We start from the raw sequence: 21,665 nt of genomic DNA on the forward strand, positions 1-21,665 counted from the left end.
CATGAGCACCACGGCAGCGACCCGCACCGGCCGGCCCAGCCGCGGCCCCCTGACCGACCTGCTCACCGGCGGCGGCCGCGCCCGGCGGCTGCTCTGGCTGCTCGTCGGCCTGTGGGTGCTGTTCTCGCTGGTCCGGGTCATCTCGGGGGAGCAGGAGCTCACCTCGTCGTCGACCCTCTCGGCGGCGCTGCTGCTCGCCGTCCCGATCGGCCTGGCCGCCCTCGGCGGGCTGTGGTCCGAGCGCGCGGGCGTGGTGAACATCGGCCTCGAGGGCATGATGATCCTCGGCACCTGGGGCGCCGGCTGGGCCGGCTACCAGTGGGGCTGGGTCGGCGCGGTCGTCGGCGGCATGGTGTTCGGCGCGGCCGGCGGCCTGCTGCACGCGATCGCCACGGTCACCTTCGGCGTCGACCACGTGGTCTCCGGCGTGGCCATCAACATCCTCGCCGAGGGCGTCGTCCGCTTCCTCTCCGAGCTGCTGTTCACCGAGGGCACCGGTGGCGGCCCCACGCAGTCGCCGTCCCTGGCCAGCGACCCGCCGTCTCTGTCGCTGCCGGTGCTGTCCTCCGGGCCGGACCTGCTCGGCGGCCTGGAACGGCAGCACTGGTTCCTGGTCAGCGACCTGGCCGGCCTGCTGCGCGGGCTGACCAGCGGCGTCGGCCTGCTCACCCTGCTGGCCGTGCTGCTGGTCCCGGTGTCCTACCTGCTGCTGTGGCGCACCGCGTTCGGCCTGCGGCTGCGTTCCTGCGGCGAGAACCCGGCCGCGGCGGACTCGCTCGGCGTCCCGGTCTACCGGCTGAAGTACCTCGCGGTGGTCATCTCCGGCGCGCTGGCCGGCCTCGGTGGCGTCTTCCTGGTCTTCGTCGCGGGCATCTACCGCGAGGGCCAGACCGGTGGCCGCGGCTTCATCGGCCTGGCGGCGCTGATCTTCGGCAACTGGCGGCCCGGGGGGCTGGCGGCCGGCGCGGGCCTGTTCGGGTTCGCCGACGCGCTGCAGCTGCGCAGCCAGACCGCGGTGGTGGCCCTGCTGCTGCTCATCGCCGTCCTGCTGGCCGGTGTCGCGGTGTACCAGGCGGTGCGCCGCAAGCCGGTGCAGGCGGTGCTGGCCGGGGTCTTCGCCGTGGCCGCGCTGGTCGGCTTCCTCACCATCGACCGGCTGCCCGAGGGCATCGTCTTCTTCACCCCGCACCTGACCACGCTGCTCGTGCTGTCGCTGGCCTCCCAACGCCTGCGGATGCCCAAGGCCGACGGGTTGGTCTACCGACGAGGAGAGCACTAGTGGCCGGACCCGATTGGGAGGCGCTGCGCGCGGCCGCCCGGGAGGCGATGACGCACGCCTACGCCCCGTACTCGCGCTTCCCGGTGGGCGTGGCCGGGCTGGTGGACGACGGCCGCGTCGTGACCGGCTGCAACGTGGAGAACGCCTCCTACGGGCTGGGGTTGTGCGCCGAGTGCGGCATGGTCAGCGACCTCGCCCGCACCGGCGGCGGCCGGCTGGTCGCGGTGGCCTGCGTCGGCGGCGACGGGCAGCCGCTGATGCCCTGTGGTCGGTGTCGGCAGCTGCTGTGGGAGCACGGCGGCCCGGAGATGCTCATCGAGACGGTGTCGCTCGGCATCGTGCCGATGCGCGAGGTGCTGCCCGACGCCTTCGGGCCCGACGACCTGGTGAAGGCGGCCGCTCGGTGACCTTCGACGCGATCGACGTCATCCGCACCAAGCGGGACGGCGGGCAGCTCAGCCCCGAGCAGATCCGCTGGGTGATCGACGCCTACACCCGCGGTCTGGTGCCCGACGAGCAGGTCAGCGCGCTGCTGATGGCGGTGTTCTTCCGCGGGATGGCGCCCGAGGAGCTCGCCGTCTGGACGCAGGCGATGATCGACTCGGGCGAGCGCAAGGACCTCTCCTCGCTGGGCCGGCCGACCGCCGACAAGCACTCCACCGGCGGCGTCGGCGACAAGACCACGCTGCCGCTCGCGCCGCTGGTCGCCGCCTGCGGGGTGGCGGTGCCGCAGCTGTCCGGCCGGGGCCTCGGGCACACCGGCGGCACGCTGGACAAGCTCGAGTCGATCCCGGGCTGGCGGGCCGACGTGCACGAGGAGGCCTACCTGGCGCAGCTGCGCGAGGTGGGCGCGGTCATCTGCGCGGCCGGCAACGACCTCGCCCCCGCGGACAAGAAGCTCTACGCGCTGCGCGACGTCACCGGCACGGTGGAGTCGATCCCGCTGATCGCCAGCTCGATCATGAGCAAGAAGATCGCCGAGGGCGCTGACGCGCTCGTGCTCGACGTGAAGACCGGCTCCGGGGCGTTCATGACGGACCCGGACGCCTCCCGCGAGCTGGCCCGCACGATGGTCGGCCTCGGCGAGGCGGCCGGCGTGCACACCGTGGCCCTGGTGACGGCGATGGACCGCCCGCTGGGCCGCGCCGCCGGCAACGCCGTCGAGGTGGCCGAGTCGGTGGAGGTGCTCGCCGGCGGCGGTCCGGCCGACGTCGTCGAGCTGACCCTGGCGCTGGCGCGGGAGATGCTGGCCGGCGTCGGCCGGGCGGACGTCGACCCGGCCGACGCCCTCCGCGACGGGCGGGCCATGGACGTGTGGCGGCGGATGATCAGCGTCCAGGGTGGCGACCCCGACGCTCCGCTGCCGCAGCCGGCCGAGAAGCACGTGGTGACCGCGCCGGCCACCGGCACGCTCACCCGACTGGACGCCTACGCGCTCGGCGTGGCCGCCTGGCGGCTGGGCGCCGGCCGGGCGCGCAAGGAGGACCCGGTGTCGCCCGCCGCCGGCATCACCTGGACCGCCGGGGTGGGGGAGCAGGTGGGAGCCGGTCAGCCGCTGCTGGAGCTGCACACCGACGACGCCGCGCGCATCCCGCGGGCCCTGGAGGCGCTGGAGGGCGCGGTCGGCGTCGACACCGGCGAGCAGCCGCTGCCCCTCGTCCTCGACCGCATCACCGCCTGAGCCGTGTCGCCCTGCGAGGCGGTCGGAGACGCCTCCCAGGGCAGGTCACGGCCAACTGGAGGTGATCATGGAGCTGCGGTGGCGACACACCGGCGCTCACCGACGTGTCGCCACCGCGACTCCATGATCGTCGGGGGTGGGGCAGGCTCCGGGGAGGGGTGGGCGCGCTCATCCCGGGCGCCGGGGGACACTGTGTCCCCGTGACGAGTCCGTCCGTGCCCGTGGTGGCCGACAACCGGCCCCGGCCCGGCGACCCGCTGGACCCGGACGCCGCCATCTCGGTCCGCGGCCTGGTGAAGCGGTACGGCGACCGCACCGCCGTCGACGCCCTGGACCTCGACATCCGCCGCGGCGAGATCTTCGCGCTGCTGGGCCCCAACGGCGCCGGGAAGACCACCACCGTCGAGGTGCTGGAGGGTTACCGGAAGCGGGACGGCGGCGAGGTGCGCGTCCTGGGCACCGACCCGGCGAAGGGCGGACGGCGCTGGAAGGCCCAGCTGGGCATCGTGCTGCAGTCGGGTGCGGGGGACAGCCAGCTGTCGGTGCGCGAGCTGCTCGTGGCGCGGGCGTCGTACTACGCCGAGCCGCGCGACCCCGACGAGGTGCTGGAGCTGGTGGGCCTGACCGAGAAGGCGGGCGCGCGCGGCCGCACCCTCTCGGGCGGCCAGCGCCGGCGGCTGGACGTCGCCCTGGGGATCGTCGGCCGGCCGCGGCTGCTGTTCCTCGACGAGCCGACCACCGGCTTCGACCCCGAGGCCCGGCGGCAGTTCTGGGCGCTGATCCGCTCGCTGCGCGACCTGGGTACCACGATGCTGCTGACCACCCACTACCTCGACGAGGCCGAGGCGCTGGCCGACCGGGTCGGCGTCCTCGCCCGCGGCCAGCTCGCCGAGGTCGCCGTCCCCGCCGCGCTGGGTGGGCGGGGGACCGCACCCGCCGTCGTCCGGTGGACCGAGGACGGCGTCCGGCGCACCGCCGAGACCACCACGCCGACCGCGTTCGTGCGGGAGCTGGCCGCCCGGTTCCCCGGCGAGGTACCCGACCTGACGGTCGCCCGTCCCACGCTCGAGGACGTCTACCTGAAGATGATCGGGGACAACTCGTGACCACCGCCGCCCCGGAGCGCACCGCGCTGCCCCCGCTGGGCCGGATCCACCTCACCCGCGCCGGCGTCGAGCTCAAGGAGTTCTTCCGCCAGCGCGAGTCGGTGGTCTTCACGCTCGTCTTCCCGGTGATCCTGCTGCTGGGCCTGGGCGCGGTGCTCGACTACGACCTGGGTGCCGGCGTCGACTTCCCGCAGTACTTCATGGCCGGGGTGATCACCGCGGGCATCGTCGGGTCCAGCCTGCAGAACATGGCGATCCACATCGCCGGTGAGCGCTCGGACGGGACGCTCAAGAGCCTCCGGGGCACGCCGATGCCGGCCAGCGCCTACTTCGTCGGCAAGGTCGTGCAGGTGCTGGCGGTGGCGGTCGCGACCATCGTGCTGCTGCTCCTGGTCGGCGTCCTCGTGTACGGCATCGACCTGCCCTCGGGCGCCGACTGGCTGACCTTCGCGTGGGTGTCGGTGCTGGGTGCGGCTGCGTGCACGCTGCTGGGCATCGTCGTCTCCACGCTGGCCCGCAACGGCCGGTCGGCGTCGGCGACGGTCACCCCGATCGCGCTGGTGCTGGAGTTCGTCTCGGGCGTCTTCATGCCCTTCGACCAGGTGCCCGCCTGGCTGCAGGACGTCGCCGCGGTGTTCCCGGTGAAGTGGCTGGCCCAGGGCCTGCGCTCGGTGTTCCTCCCCGACGCGCTGGCCGCCCGCGAGCCGGCCGGGTCGTGGGAGCTCGGCACCGTCGCCCTGGTGCTCGGCCTGTGGTGCGTGGCCGGACTCGTGCTCTGCGCGCTCACCTTCCGCTGGCAGGACCGCGAGGGCTGAGCACATCGTCGGCCCACCGGCGTCCACCCGGCCGGGTGCCGTCCCCGGCTCAAGCCCCCCTGTCGGGCTGACGAGAATGGGAGGGTGCCCGCACCGCTGAACGCCGACTCGATCCGCCGCGCTCCCAAGGTGCTCCTGCACGACCACCTGGACGGCGGGCTGCGGCCGCAGACGGTGCTCGAGCTCGCCGACCAGGCCGGCTACCGGGACCTTCCCGCCGGTGACCCCGAGGCGCTGCGCGACTGGTTTACGGCCCCAACCGGCTCGCTGGTGCGCTACCTGGAGACCTTCGCGCACACCGTCGCGGTGATGCAGCGTCCCGAGGCGGTCAGCCGGGTGGCCCGCGAGTGCGCGCTCGACCTGGCCGCCGACGGCGTCGTGTACGCCGAGGTGCGCATGGCCCCCGAGCTGCTGACGGCGCAGGGCACCCCGATCGAGGAGGCGGTCGAGGCGATCCTCGACGGTTTCGCGAAGGGCAGCGCCGAGGCCGCCGGGGCGGGGACGCCGATCACGGTCGGCACGCTGCTGTGCGCCATGCGGCAGGCCGACCGGTGGGACGAGGTGGCCGAGCTGGTGGTGCGCCACCGGGACGACGGCGTGGTCGGCTTCGACCTGGCCGGCCCGGAGATCGGCTTCCCGCCCGACCGGCACCCCTCGGCCATCGCACTGCTGGACCGCGCCGGGGCGCACCGCACCGTGCACGCCGGCGAGGCCGCCGGCATCGACAGCATCGTCGCCGCGCTGGACGGCGCCCACGCCGAGCGGCTCGGGCACGGCGTGCGCATCGCCGACGAGGTCGCCGAGGACGGCACCCTCGGCCCGGTGGCGCAGCGGGTCCTCGACGCACAGGTGCCGCTGGAGGTCGCGCCGTCGTCCAACGTGCAGACCGGCGCCTACCCGTCCCTGGCCGCGCACCCGGTCGGCCGGCTGCACCGGCTCGGCTTCGCGGTGACCGTCAACACCGACAACCGGCTGATGAGCGGGGTCTCGGTCACCAGCGAGCTCACCGACGTGGCGCGGACCTGCGGCTGGGGCTGGGACGACGTCCAGACGGTGACCGAGCGGGCCCTCGCCGCCGCGTTCCTGCCCGAGGAGGAGCGGGCGCGGCTGCTGGCCGACGTCGTCCGCCCGGGGTACGCGGCGCTGCGAGCCTGATCACTGGCGGAATGCCACGGTGACCTGCGCTGCTACGGTGGGTGTACCGGCAATCGCCGGTCATCCTCCCGGACGGTCCGTCCGGGCATGAGCGCATCCGTGCAGATCCGCAGCGTCCCCTGACGCAGTGATCGCCAGTGAGGACGCCGGTCGACGGTGTCCGCGCACCACCACGGGACGCGCGCCGAGAAGCATCGGAGTCCCACACCCGCATGACCACGTTCGACACTGTCGACGTCCAGACCACCCCTGAGACCCCCGAGGTCGAGGCCCCGACCGAGGCCATCGCCTCGCCCCCGGCCCACCTCGCGCCGACCTTCGCCCAGCTGGGCCTGCCCCAGCAGCTGGTGACCGCGCTCGAGCGGCGCGACATCCGCACCCCCTTCGCCATCCAGGCCTCCGCGCTGCCCGACGCCCTCGCCGGGCGCGACGTGCTCGGCAAGGCCGCCACCGGCTCGGGCAAGACGCTGGCCTTCGGCCTGCCGATGCTCACCCGCCTCGGTGCCGACGTCCGCCGGGGCCGCCGTGCTCCGCGCGGGCTGATCCTCGTGCCGACCCGCGAGCTGGCCCAGCAGGTCTTCGACAACCTCGCGCCCCTCGGGCAGTCGATCGGCGTCCAGCTGACCACCGTGTACGGCGGCGCCTCGATGTACCGGCAGATCCAGCAGCTGCGCCGCGGCGTGGACGCGATCATCGCCACCCCGGGCCGGCTGCAGGACCTGATCGGCCAGGGTGAGGCGACCCTCGACGAGGTCGAGGTCACCGTCGTCGACGAGGCCGACTTCATGTCCGACCTCGGCTTCCTGCCGGTCGTGCAGGAGCTGCTCGACCAGACCCGGCCCGACGCCCAGCGGCTGCTGTTCTCGGCCACGCTGGACGGCGAGGTCGACACCCTGGTCCGCCGCTACCTGAAGGACCCGGCGCGGCACGAGGTCAAGCGCGCCGGGGACGACGCCCCGCTGGCCGAGCACCTGGCCTACAGCGTCGCCTTCCGCGACAAGGTGCCGGTCACCGAGCAGCTGGCCGCCCGCCCGGGCCGCACGCTGGTCTTCGTGCGGACCCAGCTCGGCGCCGACCGGCTGGCCGGCAACCTGCAGGCCGCCGGCATCAAGGCCGAGGCGATCCACGGCGGGCTGCCGCAGGGTGCCCGCCGCCGTGCCCTGGAGGCGTTCACCGACGCCCGCAGCCCGGTGCTGGTCGCCACCGACGTCGCCGCCCGCGGCATCCACGTGGACGACGTCTCGCTGGTGCTGCACTACGACCCGCCGGCGGACCACAAGACCTACCTGCACCGCTCGGGCCGCACCGCCCGCGCCGGCGCCGGCGGTGTCGTGGTCTCGCTGCTGCTGCCCGACCAGGTGGGCCAGGCCAAGCGCCGGTTCCGCCAGGCCAAGGTCGAGCCGGAGGTGTCCCGGGTCCGTCCGGGCGACGCCCCGATCGCCGAGCTCGTCGCCAGCGGCGTGCACGTCGAGCCGGTGGAGCGCCCGGTGCGCGAGTCCCGGCGTCCCGCCGGGGGCCCCGGGGGCCGGCGTCCCCGGCGGGACGGCGACCGTCCGCGCCGCGACGGCGACCGGCCGCGCCGTCCCCACGGGGAGCGGCCGCGCCGGGACGGCGACCGCCCGGCGTACGGCGACCGCCCGTACGGCGAGCGTTCCCGCGGGAACGGCGAGCGGCCCTACGGCGGCGAGCGGTCCTACGGCGAGCGCGGGGAGCGGCGGTCCAGCCCGTACCGCGGCCAGGGCCGTCGGCCCGAGCGGTCGGCGGACTGAGCGAGGACCACTCCTGACAGACGGCAGCGGCCGGTCCCGGTTACCCGGGGCCGGCCGCTGCCGTTCGCGGTGGGTGCCGCTGCCGCCTCCCCTCCACCGCCGTTGATCGTGGGGTCGTCGCTCGCGGACACGCGGCTGCCGGCGTCTCCATCGGCGACAACCCCATGATCAACTCGGGGAGCAGGGCGGACGGCGGCCACCTCCAGACTCCAGCCGGCCCCCTGCAGGGGCCCACCGCGAGCCTGGTGACGTACTGGAACGGCCACCCTCCAGACTCCCGCCGGCCCCCTGCAGGGGCCGCCGCGAGCTTGCGAGCCGTGGGAGCAGGGGGTCCTCCCTCAGTCGCGGAAGGTGAGCGCGCTGCTGACCTCGGTGACGACCTCGTCCCAGGCCGGGCGCAGCGCGGCGGCGTCCTCGGCGCGCAGCGGGGTGTCCGGGACCCGCTCGCTCCGGGCGACGGCGCGGCCGAGCGGCGCGTCGGGGCGCAGCAGTTCCTCGACGCGGGTCAGCCCGGCGTACTCGGCGATGTCGCGCACCCCCTCGACCTGCTGGGCGAGCACCCGGTGGTCGACGAGCCCGGCCGCGCCACCGGCGACCTCGGCCAGCACCTCGCTGGTCTCGGTGAGGTCGTAGCGGTCCTGGTCGGCGGGCAGCGGCGGGGTGGTGGTGTCGGCGACCTCGGGCCAGGAGGCGATCTCGGTGAGGTCGTGCGCCTCGCTGCCGCGGCAGAAGCGGGTGAGGTCCTCGGGGGAGCCGAAGAGGAAGACCTCGCCGTCGCGGCCGAGGAAGCGCGCCCGGTCCTCGACGTAGCAGCGCAGCGTGAGGCCGGCGCCCTCGGGCACGACGACCTCCACCGGCAGGATGCCGACGGCCTCCCAGAACTCGGCGGCCTTCGCGACGTCCGCGGGCGACGCGGCGATGCGGCCCGGGCGGGCGATGGTGCTCACACCGGCCGCTGCAGCTGCGGTCGCGCCGCCCGCCGGGCGCGGAGCCGCCGCGGCGTCGTCCTCGAGGTCGTCGTCCTCCTCGTACTCGTCCTCGTCCGCCTCCGCCGCAGAGGGGTAGTCGTCGAGGGAGACGGTGCCGCCGCCGGTCCAGTCCAGGTGCGTGCCGAGCTCGTCGAGGACGTCCTCCCACAGGTCGTCGAGAGCGCTGCCGACGCCGACCCAGGCGTCCTCGCCGGAGCGGCCGACGAAGGCGTCGACACCCAGCCCCAGCGAGCCGATCTCGGGGCGGGCGACGAGCTCGGCGAGCGCCCCGAACTCCCCACCGCGGGTGACGGCGCCGTCGGCCCGGCGCTCGAGCTCGATGTCGTCGTCGTCGACGTCCGGCTCGTCGTCGGTGTCGGTCAGCTCGTCGTCGGCGTCGTCCTCCACGTCGAGGCACTCGGCCAGCCGGGTGACGATGTCGATGGTCGCGGCCAGCTCCTCGACCGCCCACCGGTCGGGGTTCTCGGCGGCGATGTCGTAGACGCCGTCGAGGTCGTAGCGGTGGTCGTCGTCGGGCGTGAGGTCCGCCGCGCCCAGCCCGACCACGACGGGCCAGACCGGGTGGTCGGCGAGGTCGTGGTCGGTGCGGGTGCGGCAGAACGCGGCCAGCGCGTCCGGGGTCGGGAAGAGGTGCACGCGCGCCCGGTCGTCCTCGGAGGTGCCGAGGAAGGCCTGCCACTCCTCACCGTCCTCCTCCCACGGCGGAGCCCACAGGGTGAAGCCGGTGCGGTCGTCGACGGTGAGGGCGATGGGGACGATGCTGGGCCGGGCCACGCGCCCATCCTGCCCGATGGAGGACCCCGTCCTCCGCACCGCGGAAGGGCCCCGTCCTCCCCGCCCTTCGCGAGCTCAGGGCGGTGCCCCTGGACGGGGCCGCGGCGGGCCACCCGGGACGGGCCGTTCAGAGGCCCATGGGGTGCCAGACGGTCTTGGTCTCCAGAAACGGTGTCAGCCGGGTCAGGCCGGGGTCGGCCGACCAGTCCGGCTCCTCGGCCGGCGGCCGCACGACCCGCTTGATGCTGCCCGCGGCGAGGCGCTCGAGCTCCATCGCGCGGTCGGCGGGGGCCCCGGTGAGGTCGATGGCGTCGACGTCGTCGTGCTCCGCGAGCCACGGACCGACCTCCCCGGCGTCCCCGGTGAGCAGGTTGACCACCCCGGCCGGGACGTCGCTGGTGGCCAGCACCTCGCCGAGGGTGACGGCCGGCAGCGGCCGGGCGTGCGACGTGACGACGACGGCGGTGTTGCCGCCGGCCAGCACGGGCGCGAGCACGCTGACCAGACCCAGCAGCGAGGAGCGCTGCGGCGCGAGGACGGCGACGACGCCGGTGGGCTCGGGCAGCGAGAAGTCGAAGTACGGCCCGGCGACCGGGTTGGCCCCACCGAGGACGGCGCCGAGCTTGTCGGTCCACCCGGCGTACCAGACCCAGCGGTCGATGGCGGCGTCGAGGGCGGCCCGTGCCCTGGACGACGACAGGCCCTCCCCGGCCGCGACCTCCTCGCAGAACTGGGCGTGCCGGCCCTCCATCACCTCGGCCACCCGGTAGAGCACCTGGCCGCGGTTGTAGGCCGTGGCGCCCGACCACTTCGCGAAGGCGGCGCGGGCGGCGACGACGGCGTCCCGGGCGTCCTTGCGGGAGGCCCACGCGGCGTTGGCGAGGAACGCCCCCTTGGTGTCGGTGACCTCGTAGGTTCGGCCGGACTCCGAGCGCGGGAAGGCGCCGTTCACGTACAGCTTGTACGTCTTGCGGACGGCCAACCGGTCACTCACTGGGCACACTCCAGGTACGCGGCCAGCCCGTGCCGGCCACCCTCGCGGCCGTAGCCGGACTGCTTGTAGCCGCCGAAGGGCGACGTCGGGTCGAACTGGTTGAACGTGTTGGCCCACACCACGCCGGCGCGCAGCCGGTCGGCGATGGCGAGGATCCGCGAGCCCTTCTCGGTCCAGATGCCGGCCGAGAGCCCGTAGGTGGTGTTGTTCGCCTTGGCGACGGCCTCGTCGGGCGTGCGGAAGGTGAGCACGCTCAGCACCGGGCCGAAGACCTCGTCGCGGGCGATGCGGTGGGCGGGGGAGACGTCGGTGAAGACCGTCGGCGGGAACCAGTAGCCGCGCTCGGGCAGCTCGCAGGCCGGCTGCCACCTCGACGCGCCCTCGGCCTCGCCGACGTCCACGAGCTCCCGGATGCGGGCCAGTTGTGCGTGCGAGTTGATCGCGCCGATGTCGGTGTTCTTGTCCAGCGGTTCACCGAGGCGCAGGGTGCCGATCCGCCGCTGCAGCGAGGCGATGACCTCGTCGTGCACCGACTCCTGCACCAGCAGCCGGCTGCCGGCGCAGCACACGTGGCCCTGGTTGAAGAAGACGCCCTGCACGATGCCCTCGACGGCCTGGTCGATCGGGGCGTCGTCGAAGACGATGTTGGCCGCCTTGCCGCCGAGCTCGAGGGTGAGCTTCTTGCCGGTCCCGGCGACGGCGCGGGCGATGGAGCGGCCCACCTCGGTCGAGCCGGTGAACGCGACCTTGTCGACGTCGGCGTGCTCGACGACGGCCCGGCCGGTGTCGCCGGCGCCGGTCACGATGTTGACCACGCCTGGCGGCAGGTCGGCCTGGCGGCACACCTCGGCGAACAGCAGCGCGGTCAGCGGGGTGGTCTCGGCCGGCTTGAGGACGACGGTGTTGCCGGTGGCCAGCGCCGGGGCGACCTTCCAGGCCAGCATGAGCAGCGGGAAGTTCCACGGGATGACCTGACCGGCCACGCCCAGCGGCCGCGGGCCGGGGCCCAGGCCCGCCCAGTCCAGCTTGTCGGCCCAGCCCGCGTGGTAGAAGAAGTGCGCCGCGGCCAGGGGGACGTCGACGTCGCGGGACTCCCGGATCGGCTTGCCGTTGTCCAGGGACTCCAGGACGGCGAACTCGCGGGCCCGCTCCTGCAGCAGCCGGGCGATGCGGAACAGGTACTTGCCGCGGTCGGCCGGGCGCATCGGCCCCCACACCCGCGTGAAGGCGCGCCGGGCGGCGCGGACGGCGCGGTCGACGTCGGCGTCGGTGGCGCTGGCGACCTCGGAGAGCACCTCCTCCGTCGCCGGGTTCACCGTCTTGAAGGGGGTCCCGGAGCCGTCGACGTACTCGCCGTCGACGAACAGGCCGTAGGACGGCGCGACGTCGACGATCGAGCGCGACTCGGGCGCGGGGGCGTACTCGAACAGTTGTGTCATCAGTCGACGCTCACGTGGTCGGGGCCGGAGTAGTGGCCGGTGCGCTGCTTCTGCCGCTGCAGGAGCAGGTCGTTGAGGAGACTGGAGGCGCCGAAGCGGAACCAGTCGGGGGAGAGCCAGTCGGGCCCGGCGACCTCGTTGACGAGGACAAGGTGCTTGATCGCGTCCTTCGTCGTCCGGATGCCGCCGGCGGGCTTGACGCCGACCTGGCGGCCGGTGGCGGCGCGGAAGTCTCGGACCGCCTCCAGCATCACCAGGCAGACCGGCAGGGTGGCGGCGGGGGAGACCTTGCCGGTGGAGGTCTTGATGAAGTCGCCGCCGGCGAGCATCGCCAGCCACGAGGCGCGGCGGACGTTGTCGAGGGTGACCAGCTCGCCGGTCTCGAGGATGACCTTGAGGTGCGCGTCCCCGCACGCCGCCTTGACCGCGACGATCTCGTCGAACACGTCGAGGTAGCGCCCGGACAGGAAGGCGCCGCGGTCGATGACCATGTCGATCTCGTCGGCGCCGTTCGCCACGGCGTCCCGCACGTCGGCGAGCTTGACCGCGCGGCTGGCCCGGCCGCTGGGGAAGGCGGTGGCGACGGCGGCGACGTGGACGTCCGTGCCCGTCAGGGCCTCCCGGGCGACCCCGGCCAGGTCGCCGTAGACGCAGACCGCGGCGACCTGCGGTGTCGTGGGGTCGGTGGGGTCGGGACGGCGGGCCTTGGCCGCCAGGCTGCGCACCTTGCCCGGGGTGTCGGAGCCCTCGAGGGTCGTCAGGTCGACCATCGAGACGGCGGTGTCCAGGGCCCAGGCCTTGGCAGTCGTCTTGATCGACCGGGTGCCCAGGACGGCGACCCGCGACTCGGCGCCGACCTGGTCCACGCCGGGCAACCCGTGCAGGAAGGCCCGGAAGGCGGCGTCGGAGCGGGTCACGTCGAGGTACGGCGCCGGGGGCTCGCGCCGCGGCGGGATCGCCGCCGCCGGCGCATCGGGGTCGAGCACGTGGGTCATGGGCGCATTCTCCCTCCCGCGCCCGGCGCCCCCGCGCCCCGCACACCCGTGCGGGTGGGGACCGACCGCAGGCGCAGCATGCTGCGCGCGCCGCGCTGGAACTCGTAGGGGACGTCCTGCACCCGCGCCTGCACGCCGGCGTCGCCGAGCTCGGCCACCACGGCGGCCAGCAGGTCGGGCAGGGCCCGGCCGGCCTGGTCGACCAGTGGGTAGACGCGCACCTCGGCGCCCACGCGCGCCATCTCGCGCAGGGCGGCGACGTGGAACCCGGTGTCCAGCCGGTCGGCGTAGGTGAACAGCAGGTGCGAGGAGAGGACCAGGTCGAAGGCGCCGTCCGCGAACGGCAGGTGCGGCAGGGCGGCCGCCACGTGGTGTCCCGGGCGCTCGGCCAGGTCGCGCGCGAAGACCGCCGCCGACTCCGCCCGGAGCCGCGCGTGCGCGGCGGGGTCGCCGTAGTGGTCCCAGACGTAGCGCTCGGCGTTGGCGGTGGCCCAGGCGCTGCCGCGGGCCAGCTCCGTGTCGAGACGGGCCACGAGCTCGCGCGGTGGGCTCGCGTAGACGGGGTCCACCGCGAACGCCCCGGTGCCGCGGGCCCGGGCCGCCGCGGTGAACGAGGCGCCACCACCGGGACAGTCGAGGACCCGGCCGTCCAGTTCGGCGTCGGTCAGGGCGAACATCGCGCGGTACTCGTCGAACGACCGGGCGCTGACCAGGAAGTCCCCGATGTCGGTTGCGCCGCGCAGCTCGCTCACCGCAGCTCCTTGACCAGGTGCACGAGCTCCAGCCCGGGGCGCACCGGCTCCCGCGCGGTCTCGACGTAGCCGTGCCGGCGGTAGAGCCGCAGGTTGGCGGTGCTGCGCGCGCCGGTGAACAGGGCCGCTCGTGGCGGCGTGGTCGACCGCTCCGCGGCCAGCAGCAGCCGCGTGCCGATGCCCCGGCCCTGCAGGTCGGGTGCGACGACCAGCCGGCCGACGTGCAGGACGCCGTCCCGCTCGCGGGTGCGCACCGCGCCGACCAGCCGGCTGCCGGCGAGCGCGGCCAGGCAGGTGCCCTGCGCGAACTCGTCGGTCAACTCGTCGGGGGTCTGGACCAGCGCCGGCAGCCGGACGTCGTCGTACAGCTGGGCCTCGGTCACGTAGGCGGCGCGCTGCAGGGTGAGCAACTCGCCGACCGCGCCGGGCGGGAGGGCTCCGAGCTCGATCGGTGGCACGGGCGGTCTCCTCGGACGGAGGTGGACCGGGTGCGCGGCCCACCGGGGACGGGTGGGCCGGACGACGAGGGCAGCCACCTACCGGCGGCGCCACTCCTGCGTCGTCGTCACAGCGGGGATGGTGCCAGCGCCGGCAGCCGGGGTCCACCGGGCCGCTACCGTGTCGCGCGTGCAGCTCACCGTCGTCGACCACCCGCTGGCCCGTGCCCGTCTGACCCGCATGCGCGACGAGCGGACCGACAACGCGGCGTTCCGCGCGGCCCTGGCGGAGCTGACCCAGATGCTCGTCTACGAGGCCACCCGGGACCTGCCCGTCGCCGAGGAGCCGATCACCACGCCGGTCACCGACACCACCGGCTACCGGCTGGCCGCGCCGCCGCTGATCGTGCCGGTGCTGCGGGCCGGGCTCGGGATGGCCGACACCGCGCACGGGATGCTGCCGGAGTCCCAGATGGGCTTCGTCGGCCTGGCCCGCAACGAGGTGACCTTCCAGCCCGAGGCGTACATGGCCTCGCTGCCGAAGTCCCTGGTCGACCGGGAGGTCTTCGTCCTCGACCCGATGCTGGCCACGGGCGGGTCGCTGGTGCACTGCTGCGGGCTGCTGACCGACCGCGGCGCCTCCTCGATCACCGTGCTGTGCGCGCTGGCCGCCCCGGAGGGCCTGCGCCGGCTCGAGGAGAGCGGGCTGCCGCTGCGGGTGTTCACCGCCTCGGTCGACGAGGGGCTCAACGACAAGGCCTACATCGTCCCTGGCCTCGGGGACGCCGGCGACCGTCAGTTCGGGGCGGTCTGACCATGCGCTTCGGGGTGCTCGGCACCGGCCACTGGGCCCGGACGGTCCACGCGGCCGCCCTGGCCGAGCACCCGAGCGCCGAGCTGGTGGGCGTCTGGGGCCGCGACCTGTCCAAGGCCAAGGCGGTCGGCGCGGACTTCGACGTCCCCGGGTTCTCGGACCTGGCCGCGCTGCTCGACCAGGCCGACGCCGTGGCGATCGCCGTCCCGCCGTCGGTGCAGGTGGGGCTGGCCGAGCAGGCCGCGGCGGCCGGGAAGCACCTGCTGCTGGAGAAGCCCATCGGGCTCTCGCTCGACGAGGCCGACCGGGTGGTCGCCGCGGTGCGCTCCGCGGGGGTCGCGTCGGTCGTGTTCTTCACCTTCCGCTTCCAGGCCGGGACGTCGACCTGGATGGCCCAGGCCGCCCGCACGCGGCTCGCCGGTGGCGCCGGCTCGTGGCTGAGCGCGCTGGCCGGCAGCCCCTTCGACTCGGCCTGGCGGCGCGAGCACGGTGCCCTGTGGGACATCGGCCCGCACGCGCTCTCCCTGCTGCTGCCCACGCTGGGCCCGGTGGTGTCCGTGCAGGCCGGGGCCGGCGCGGGGGACACCGTGCACCTGGTGCTGCAGCACGCCACGCCCGGCGTCGCCTCGACGCTGACGCTGTCGCACACCGTGGGGCCGATGTCGACGGGCGTCGAGTTCTTCGTGCACGGGGACGCCGGCCGGCTGGTGCTGCTGCCGGACACCGAGAGCCCGGCCGAGTCGTTCTCCGCGGCGGTCGACGAGCTGGAGGTGACCGTGGTGACCGGCGGGACGCACCCGTGCGACGTCGGCTTCGCGCGCGACGTCGTCGCGGTGCTGGCGACCGCTGCCCGCGCGCTGCAGTCCGGCTGCCGGGAGCCGGTCCCGTCCTGATCCCCGTCCGGGTGACGACGCGGCCGTGGGTGGCCGCCGCTGCAACACCGGCAGTGCACCAACGGCGCCGGCAGTGCCGCACTCTCGCGCCGTTCCTGACGCCTCCGCGCTGCTGCAACGGCGCAGAGGCGTCAGGAACAGCGCGACAGTGGGTCAGTCGAACGGGTTGGTCAGGACGGGGCTGGCCTGGAGGACCGTGAAGGTCGCCGGCGGGCCGTCCGTGGTCGTGGTGCCGGGGACGTCGGCCGTCGCGCCGCCATCGACGCTGAAAGTGCCGCTCCAGGTGGTGGTCAGCGAGGCGGTGTAGGTGCCGCTGCGGTAGTCGTGGCTGATCGTGTGGTCGGGGTAGGGAGCACCGGGGTCGGTGGTGTGCAGGACGGTGCCGTCGCCGGTGTCCCAGGTGAAGGCGCTGGCGGTGGCGACGATGTCGACGGTGAAGCCCCGGATGTCGACGGTGAAGGTCTGGGTGGTCGGGCCGTCGGTGTAGAAGACGACGGGCAGCCCGGCCAGCGCGTTGCCGGGTGGCTGCTGCTGGGTGGGCAGGTCGGGCAGCGGCAGCGTCTGGAAGTAGCGGTAGACCTCGGCCGGGGACGGCGGCGGGTTCAACACCGTGATGTCGACGCACGTTCGGGTCACTTCGTCCCAGTCTCCAATTGGAGTACCCGGTGCCGTACCGGGAAGTGCCGCAAAGTCGTCGGCCGTGTCATCGGCTAGGAAAATCCTGCGCTGTTGGATCACTAGAAAATCCAATACTTGACCAGGTGCTGCCTGGCAAGCTCTGAAATCCCGCCCGTCGCAACTACCAGTTGCGGCATCGTTAACAACGCAGGGATCGATAAGTCGGTAAATGTATGGGTGGGCCTCAGGTGCCTCCTGAGTGGCGACCCAGGTGCTGCCCGAGCTGTAAACGTATGAAGCCTCCAGAGTGCCGTTGCCGACGGACACCTCGGGTCCACTGCAGATACCCCGAACGCATTCGGCAGTAGCAACTGAAGGCTGCGCTAGCCAGATGGTCACCATTGCCAACGCAAGGGTCAGGCGCTTGCGTGTCAACTGACTAGCCGATCGTCATGCTGGTGACGATCCAACTGACTCGCAGGTCATCCCAGAACAGATGCGCACCACCTTGTAGAGTTCCCGATTCGGGAGCTGATCGATCGGCAACCAGTTGACCGGACGAGTCGTAGGTATCGGCGGCGCCCTGGCTATAAACAAATCCCACTTCAGCCGCGTCTCCAGATAGGAGCCCTGGGCCGTTTTCCTGAAAAGAGTACGTAAAGTCGCCGTATGTGTAGCCGGCCGATCGGTCTTCGTCGTACGACTCTGCTAACTGTTGGCAGTACGCACAGTCAGCGCTAAGGTCTAACAGTGGGGTTGGGTCGAAAGGCCCCTCGGCTACGTACGCATTCAAAGCCATGTAGTACCGCATGAACTGAGCGGCGCCTTCGGGGGTCTTCTGGCGAGCCTCGGCGGGCATCGGGAGATCGGGCGGACCCAGGGGTGGCAGCTCGGGCTCCGACGCGCTGGGCGTGGCGTCCGCCTCGGGCAGCGTGTCGGCCGCCTCCTGCCGCTCCGAGCAGCCGCTCAGCACCACCGCGCCGGCCGCGAGGCCCGCCAGGAGGCGCAGGGTCCAGCGCCGTGTCACCGTCGTCCACCCCCGTGTCGATCACCGGTCGCCGGGAGACTACGGACCTCCGCCGCGCCGGGCACGCGCCGCTGTGGACAACCACCCGAACGCATTGCCGGGGTTCCTCACGCACTGCGGGCGCTGCAGCACCGGGCACCCACGAGGAAGCCCGGCAACGGCCCGCCTCACGCCCCCAGGCGGTCGGCGAGCTCCTCGAACGAGGACACCGAGACGTCGGCGTCCGGGTCCGTCCCGGGCGGCACGACCCGCCCGCCGAACTCGTCGGGCCGGTGCACGTACGCCGTCCGCAGCCCGCGCGCCCGCGCGGCGGCCAGGTCGTCGAGGTGCGCCGCCACCATGACCACCGACGGCGGCGGCACCGCGAGCAGCTGGGGAACGGAGTCGTAGACCTCCGGGTCGGGCTTGTAGTGCCGCACGACCTCGGCCCCGAGCACGCAGTCCCACGGCAGTCCGGACCGCCGGGCGAGGTCCACCTGCAGCGCGATGTTGCCGTTGGACAGCGGCGCCAGCACGAACCGGCGTGACAAGCGGCGCAGACCCGGCACGGCGTCCGGCCACGGGTCCAGCCGGTGCCAGGCGAGCACCAGTTCGTCGCGCACGTCCGCGGGGACGTCGGGCAGGCCGGCGTCCGCGAGCACCGAGGACAGCGAGGAGCGGTGCAGGGCGTCGAGCGGCGTCCACGGCAGCTCGCCGGAGCGCACCCGCTCCATCGACGGCACGTACCGCTCGCGCCAGTCGTCGGCCACGGCGAACGCGTCCACCGCAGGACCCAGCAGCCGGGACACCTCGCGGGCGACGCCGCCGCGCCAGTCGACCACCGTCCCGAAGACGTCGAAGACCAGCGCGCGGACGTCCACTACAGCCCCAGGGCCGCCGACATCTCGTCGCGCAGCCGGTCGAGCTCGTCGGCACCCCGGCCGCGCGCGGCGATGATGCCGGCGTCGTCGTGCACCGGGACGACCGTCTCCAGGTACGCCTTGAGCTTGGGCTCGGTGCCGCTGGGCCGCACGATCACCCGCACACCGTCCCCGAGCAGCCGGACGGCGTCCACCGCGGGGATCTCGTCGAGCAGGTCGGAGGCGACGACCTCCCGACCCAGCAACCGGCGAGGCGGGTCCGACCGCAGCCGCGCCATCATCGCGCCGATCCGGGAGAGGTCCTCGACCCGCACCGACAGCTGCCCGGTCGCGAACAGCCCGTGCTCGAGGGCCAGCTCGTCGAGCCTGTCGGTCAGCGTGCGGCCGGTGGCCCTGAGCTCGGCAGCGAGCAGCGCGACCGCCAGCGCGGCGGAGATGCCGTCCTTGTCCTTCACGACGTCGGGTGCGACGGCGTAGCCCAGCGCCTCCTCGTAGCCGAAGACCAGCGGCTGCTCCGGGGTGCCGGCGCGGACGATCCACTTGAAGCCGGTCGGCGTCTCGGCGAACCGGACGCCGTGCGCCTCGGCCAGCGCGTGCAGCAGCGAGCCGCTGACCAGGGACGCCGCGTACGTGCCGCGCACCCCGCGGCGCAGCAGCCAGTCGCCGAGCAGCCCGCCGACCTCGTCGCCGGTGAGCTGCCGGCCGTCGCAGACCACCGAGCAGCGGTCGGCGTCGGGGTCCTCGGCGATCGCCACGTCGGCGTCCAGCCGCTCGGCCAGCCCCTGCAGCAGGTCGACCGCGCCCGGCTCCTCCGGGTTGGGGAAGGCGACCGTCGGGAACGACGGGTCGGGCTCGTCCTGCTCGGGCACGCTGACCGGCGGCGCGAACCCGGCGGCGGCGAACACTGCTCGCGTCGTCGCGGCACCGACCCCGTGCATCGCGGTGTAGGCGACGGTCAGCCCCTGCCGCACGATCGCCGGCACCGTGGCGGGGTCCAGCGCGCGCACGACCGCGGCCACGTAGTCGGCCTCGACGTCGTCCCCGAGGGTGAGCCAGTCGTCGGACGTCGGCACCTCGCGCGCCGGGCCGACGGCGGCGATCGCGGCCTCGATATCGCGGTCGGCCGGTGGCACCAGCTGCGCGCCGTCGTCCAGGTAGACCTTGTAGCCGTTGTCGTCGGGTGGGTTGTGGCTGGCGGTGACCATCACCCCGGCCGCGCAGCCCAGGTGCCGGACGGCGAAGGACAGCACCGGCGTCGGCAGCGGACGCGGCAGCACCTGGACGGCGAACCCCGCGCCGGCCAGCACCGCGGCGGAGACCCGGGCGAACTCGTCGGAGCGCCGGCGTGCGTCGAAGCCGATGACCACGCCGCCACCCGCGTGCCCGGCGTCGGCCAGCCAGCGGCCCAGGCCGGCGGCCGCGCGGGTGACCACGGCGGCGTTCATCCCGGCCGGCCCGGCACGCAGCGGACCGCGCAGCCCGGCGGTGCCGAAGGTCAGCGGCCCGGCGAAGCGGCGCTCCAGCTCCGTCCGGTTCCCGGCCTCGATCAGCGCCTCGATCTCCGCGCGGTCGCCGTCGTGCGGGTCGGCGTCGGCCCAGGCCCGGGCGGTCTCGACCAGGCTCACGCACCCTCCTCGAAGTGCTCGGCGTCGAAGTCGGCCGTCGTGAACTCCCCGCCGACACGGCCGTGCACCGGGTCGGCGAGATCGGGCTCGCCGTGCACCGCGACGAGCGCCGCCGCGTAGGCCTCGGCGTCGTCGGCCGGCTCGTAGCCCAGCGCCCGGGCGGCGGTGAGGTCCCACCAGCCGCGGGTGTTGGCCGAGACGCCCCACACCACGGCGAACCCGGGGGAGGGCGCCCGCAGGGCGGCGTCGACCAGCGACACCTGGTCGCGGGGGGAGAGCCACGTCGACAGGTGACGGGTCGTCGTCGGCTCGGGGGCTGCGGTGCCGATCCGCAGGCAGACGACGTCCAGGCCGTACCGGTCGGCGTACAGCGCGCCGAGCGCCTCCACCGCCACCTTGGACACCCCGTAGAAGGTGTCCGGCCGCGCGAGGCCGTCGTCCTCCCGGAGCAGTCCGGACGCCGGCCGCGGGGTGAATCCGGTGGCGTGGTTGCTCGACGCCAGCACCACCCTGGGGACGCCGGCCCGCCGCGCCGCCTCCAGCACGCAGTGGGTGCCGTCGATGTTGGCGTGGGAGACCGCCGCCCACGTCGACTCGCTGGAGACGCCGGCCAGGTGGACGACGGCGGTGGCGCCGGAGACGGCCTCCGCCATCGCGGCCGGGTCGGTGACGTCGGCGACCACGTGCTCCTCGCCGGGACGGGGATCGGTCACCGGGACGACGTCGAGCGAGCGCAGCGCCCAGCCGCGCTCGGGCAGCCCGCCGCGCAGCACCGCGCCGATCCGCCCGACCGCACCGGTGAGCAGGACCGGACCGGTCACGGCAGCCGTCCGATGAACTGCACCAGGAACTCGCCCAGCCGGCCGGCCGCTGCCTTCCCTGCGGCGAGCACCTCCTCGTGGTCGAGCTTCTCGCCGGTGATGCCGGCCGCGGCGTTGGTGACCATCGACAGCCCCAGCACCTCGAGCCCCGCGGCCCGGGCCGCGATCGCCTCGAGCGCCGTCGACATGCCCACCAGGTCCGCACCGAGCGTGCGCAGCATCCGGATCTCGGCCGGCGTCTCGTAGTGGGGCCCCGGCAGCGCCGCGTAGACGCCCTCGGCCAGCGACGGGTCCAGCTCGTGGGCCAGCGACCGCAGTCGGGCCGAGTACAGGTCGGTGAGGTCGACGAAGGTGGCGCCGACCAGCGGGGAGCGGGCGGTGAGGTTGAGGTGGTCGCTGATGAGCACCGCCTGGCCGACCCGGTGCTCGGGGGCCAGCCCGCCGGCGGCGTTGGTGAGGACGACGGTGCGCACCCCCGCGGCGGCCGCCGTCCGGACGCCGTGCACGACCGGCTCGACGCCCCTGCCCTCGTACAGGTGGGTGCGGCCGAGGAAGAGCAGCACCCTGCGGTCACCCACGCGCACCGAGCGGACCTCGCCGCCGTGGCCCACCGCCGTGGGGGCGGCGAAGCCGGGCAGCTCCCCGATGGCGACGCTGGCCTCTACGGTGCCGAAGGCGTCGGCGGCCGGCGCCCAGCCCGACCCCATGACGACGGCCACCTCGTGGCCGCTGCCGAGCGCGCTGGTCAGGTCGTCGGCCGCGCGGGCGGCCAGGGCGGCGGGGTCGGTGGCGGGGGGTGCACTCACGAGCGGACGCTAACGC

Annotated in this window: 21 protein-coding genes; 9 read left to right on the plus strand and 12 right to left on the minus strand. The window is 74.3% G+C overall.

Annotation, left to right across the window (positions count from 1 at the left end; all coding sequences use genetic code 11):
* The first annotated feature begins 1 nt into the window (after window position 1).
* From ACWIX7_RS16740 to ACWIX7_RS16770, 7 genes are all read left to right on the plus strand, one after another.
* Entirely contained in the window at window positions 2-1,279 is a 1,278-nt protein-coding gene (locus ACWIX7_RS16740) for an ABC transporter permease (RefSeq protein WP_448617552.1), read from the plus strand.
* Window positions 1,279-1,686 carry a cytidine deaminase gene (locus ACWIX7_RS16745; protein ID WP_448617553.1) on the plus strand — a complete coding sequence of 136 codons (408 nt, stop codon included), beginning with the start codon at window positions 1,279-1,281 and terminating at the stop codon, window positions 1,684-1,686. Before ACWIX7_RS16740 ends, ACWIX7_RS16745 begins: the two co-directional genes overlap by 1 nt.
* The gene (locus ACWIX7_RS16750; protein WP_448617554.1) at window positions 1,683-2,960 is read left to right on the plus strand and encodes a thymidine phosphorylase; all 1,278 of its coding nucleotides are present in this window, start codon (window positions 1,683-1,685) and stop codon (window positions 2,958-2,960) included. Before ACWIX7_RS16745 ends, ACWIX7_RS16750 begins: the two co-directional genes overlap by 4 nt.
* A gap of 200 nt (window positions 2,961-3,160) precedes the next feature.
* Entirely contained in the window at window positions 3,161-4,066 is a 906-nt protein-coding gene (locus ACWIX7_RS16755) for an ABC transporter ATP-binding protein (protein WP_448617555.1), read from the plus strand.
* Entirely contained in the window at window positions 4,063-4,881 is an 819-nt protein-coding gene (locus ACWIX7_RS16760; RefSeq protein ID WP_448617556.1) for an ABC transporter permease, read from the plus strand. The genes ACWIX7_RS16755 and ACWIX7_RS16760 overlap by 4 nt, the downstream gene beginning before the upstream one ends.
* Window positions 4,882-4,965: 84 nt before the next feature.
* Complete coding sequence (locus ACWIX7_RS16765; protein ID WP_448617557.1) at window positions 4,966-6,036, plus strand: adenosine deaminase; 1,071 nt, start codon at window positions 4,966-4,968, stop codon at window positions 6,034-6,036.
* Between the two features lie 212 nt (window positions 6,037-6,248).
* The gene (locus tag ACWIX7_RS16770) at window positions 6,249-7,805 is read left to right on the plus strand and encodes a DEAD/DEAH box helicase (RefSeq protein WP_448617558.1); all 1,557 of its coding nucleotides are present in this window, start codon (window positions 6,249-6,251) and stop codon (window positions 7,803-7,805) included.
* A 338-nt stretch (window positions 7,806-8,143) separates the two neighbouring features.
* On the opposite strand, the gene ACWIX7_RS16775 is transcribed toward ACWIX7_RS16770, so the two are convergent.
* The 6 genes from ACWIX7_RS16775 to ACWIX7_RS16800 form a co-directional block, all read right to left on the minus strand.
* Window positions 8,144-9,568: a hypothetical protein gene (locus ACWIX7_RS16775; RefSeq protein WP_448617559.1), complete on the minus strand. Its 1,425-nt coding sequence runs from the start codon at window positions 9,566-9,568 to the stop codon at window positions 8,144-8,146.
* Window positions 9,569-9,695: 127 nt separating this feature from the next.
* Entirely contained in the window at window positions 9,696-10,562 is an 867-nt protein-coding gene (locus ACWIX7_RS16780; protein WP_448617560.1) for an aldehyde dehydrogenase family protein, read from the minus strand.
* Window positions 10,559-12,001, minus strand: a complete 1,443-nt coding sequence (locus ACWIX7_RS16785; RefSeq protein ID WP_448617561.1) for an aldehyde dehydrogenase family protein — start codon at window positions 11,999-12,001, stop codon at window positions 10,559-10,561. Before ACWIX7_RS16785 ends, ACWIX7_RS16780 begins: the two co-directional genes overlap by 4 nt.
* Window positions 12,001-12,996 (minus strand): deoxyribose-phosphate aldolase, encoded by a 996-nt coding sequence (gene deoC / locus ACWIX7_RS16790; protein WP_448617562.1) that lies wholly within the window; start codon window positions 12,994-12,996, stop codon window positions 12,001-12,003. The genes ACWIX7_RS16785 and deoC overlap by 1 nt, the downstream gene beginning before the upstream one ends.
* A complete protein-coding gene (locus tag ACWIX7_RS16795) occupies window positions 12,993-13,748 on the minus strand; it encodes a methyltransferase domain-containing protein (RefSeq protein WP_448617563.1) in 756 nt (251 codons plus the stop codon). The genes deoC and ACWIX7_RS16795 overlap by 4 nt, the downstream gene beginning before the upstream one ends.
* A complete protein-coding gene (locus ACWIX7_RS16800; RefSeq protein ID WP_448617564.1) occupies window positions 13,745-14,206 on the minus strand; it encodes a GNAT family N-acetyltransferase in 462 nt (153 codons plus the stop codon). The genes ACWIX7_RS16795 and ACWIX7_RS16800 overlap by 4 nt, the downstream gene beginning before the upstream one ends.
* A 169-nt stretch (window positions 14,207-14,375) precedes the next feature.
* On the opposite strand from ACWIX7_RS16800, the gene upp reads away from it, so the two are divergent.
* Both upp and ACWIX7_RS16810 read left to right on the plus strand, forming a co-directional pair.
* The gene (gene upp / locus ACWIX7_RS16805) at window positions 14,376-14,999 is read left to right on the plus strand and encodes a uracil phosphoribosyltransferase (protein WP_448617565.1); all 624 of its coding nucleotides are present in this window, start codon (window positions 14,376-14,378) and stop codon (window positions 14,997-14,999) included.
* Window positions 15,000-15,001: 2 nt separating this feature from the next.
* Window positions 15,002-15,892 (plus strand): Gfo/Idh/MocA family protein, encoded by an 891-nt coding sequence (locus ACWIX7_RS16810; protein WP_448617566.1) that lies wholly within the window; start codon window positions 15,002-15,004, stop codon window positions 15,890-15,892.
* A 153-nt stretch (window positions 15,893-16,045) separates the two neighbouring features.
* On the opposite strand, the gene ACWIX7_RS16815 is transcribed toward ACWIX7_RS16810, so the two are convergent.
* The 6 genes from ACWIX7_RS16815 to ACWIX7_RS16840 all read right to left on the minus strand — a co-directional run bounded on the left by ACWIX7_RS16815 (window position 16,046) and on the right by ACWIX7_RS16840 (window position 21,649).
* The gene (locus tag ACWIX7_RS16815; protein ID WP_448617567.1) at window positions 16,046-16,528 is read right to left on the minus strand and encodes a hypothetical protein; all 483 of its coding nucleotides are present in this window, start codon (window positions 16,526-16,528) and stop codon (window positions 16,046-16,048) included.
* Between the two features lie 421 nt (window positions 16,529-16,949).
* Window positions 16,950-17,537 carry a DUF6318 family protein gene (locus tag ACWIX7_RS16820; RefSeq protein WP_448617568.1) on the minus strand — a complete coding sequence of 196 codons (588 nt, stop codon included), beginning with the start codon at window positions 17,535-17,537 and terminating at the stop codon, window positions 16,950-16,952.
* A gap of 167 nt (window positions 17,538-17,704) precedes the next feature.
* Window positions 17,705-18,397: a haloacid dehalogenase type II gene (locus ACWIX7_RS16825; RefSeq protein ID WP_448617569.1), complete on the minus strand. Its 693-nt coding sequence runs from the start codon at window positions 18,395-18,397 to the stop codon at window positions 17,705-17,707.
* Window positions 18,397-20,022 (minus strand): phospho-sugar mutase, encoded by a 1,626-nt coding sequence (locus ACWIX7_RS16830; RefSeq protein ID WP_448617570.1) that lies wholly within the window; start codon window positions 20,020-20,022, stop codon window positions 18,397-18,399. Before ACWIX7_RS16830 ends, ACWIX7_RS16825 begins: the two co-directional genes overlap by 1 nt.
* On the minus strand, window positions 20,019-20,843 hold the full coding sequence (locus ACWIX7_RS16835) for an NAD-dependent epimerase/dehydratase family protein (RefSeq protein WP_448617571.1): 825 nt from the start codon (window positions 20,841-20,843) through the stop codon (window positions 20,019-20,021). The genes ACWIX7_RS16830 and ACWIX7_RS16835 overlap by 4 nt, the downstream gene beginning before the upstream one ends.
* Window positions 20,840-21,649, minus strand: coding sequence for a purine-nucleoside phosphorylase (locus tag ACWIX7_RS16840; protein WP_448617572.1), 810 nt, complete (start codon window positions 21,647-21,649; stop codon window positions 20,840-20,842). Before ACWIX7_RS16840 ends, ACWIX7_RS16835 begins: the two co-directional genes overlap by 4 nt.
* Window positions 21,650-21,665 lie beyond the last annotated feature (16 nt).

It is taken from the genome of Geodermatophilus sp. URMC 65, from assembly GCF_053502545.1.

Bases quoted from the DNA above. Each gene is read 5' to 3' on its own strand.
- ACWIX7_RS16740 (WP_448617552.1), top strand. From the start codon at position 2: ATGAGCACCACGGCAGCGACCCGCACCGGCCGGCCCAGCCGCGGCCCC.
- ACWIX7_RS16770 (WP_448617558.1), top strand. From the start codon at position 6,249: ATGACCACGTTCGACACTGTCGACGTCCAGACCACCCCTGAGACCCCC.
- ACWIX7_RS16785 (WP_448617561.1), bottom strand. From the start codon at position 12,001: ATGACACAACTGTTCGAGTACGCCCCCGCGCCCGAGTCGCGCTCGATC.
- deoC (WP_448617562.1), bottom strand. From the start codon at position 12,996: ATGACCCACGTGCTCGACCCCGATGCGCCGGCGGCGGCGATCCCGCCG.
- ACWIX7_RS16810 (WP_448617566.1), top strand. From the start codon at position 15,002: ATGCGCTTCGGGGTGCTCGGCACCGGCCACTGGGCCCGGACGGTCCAC.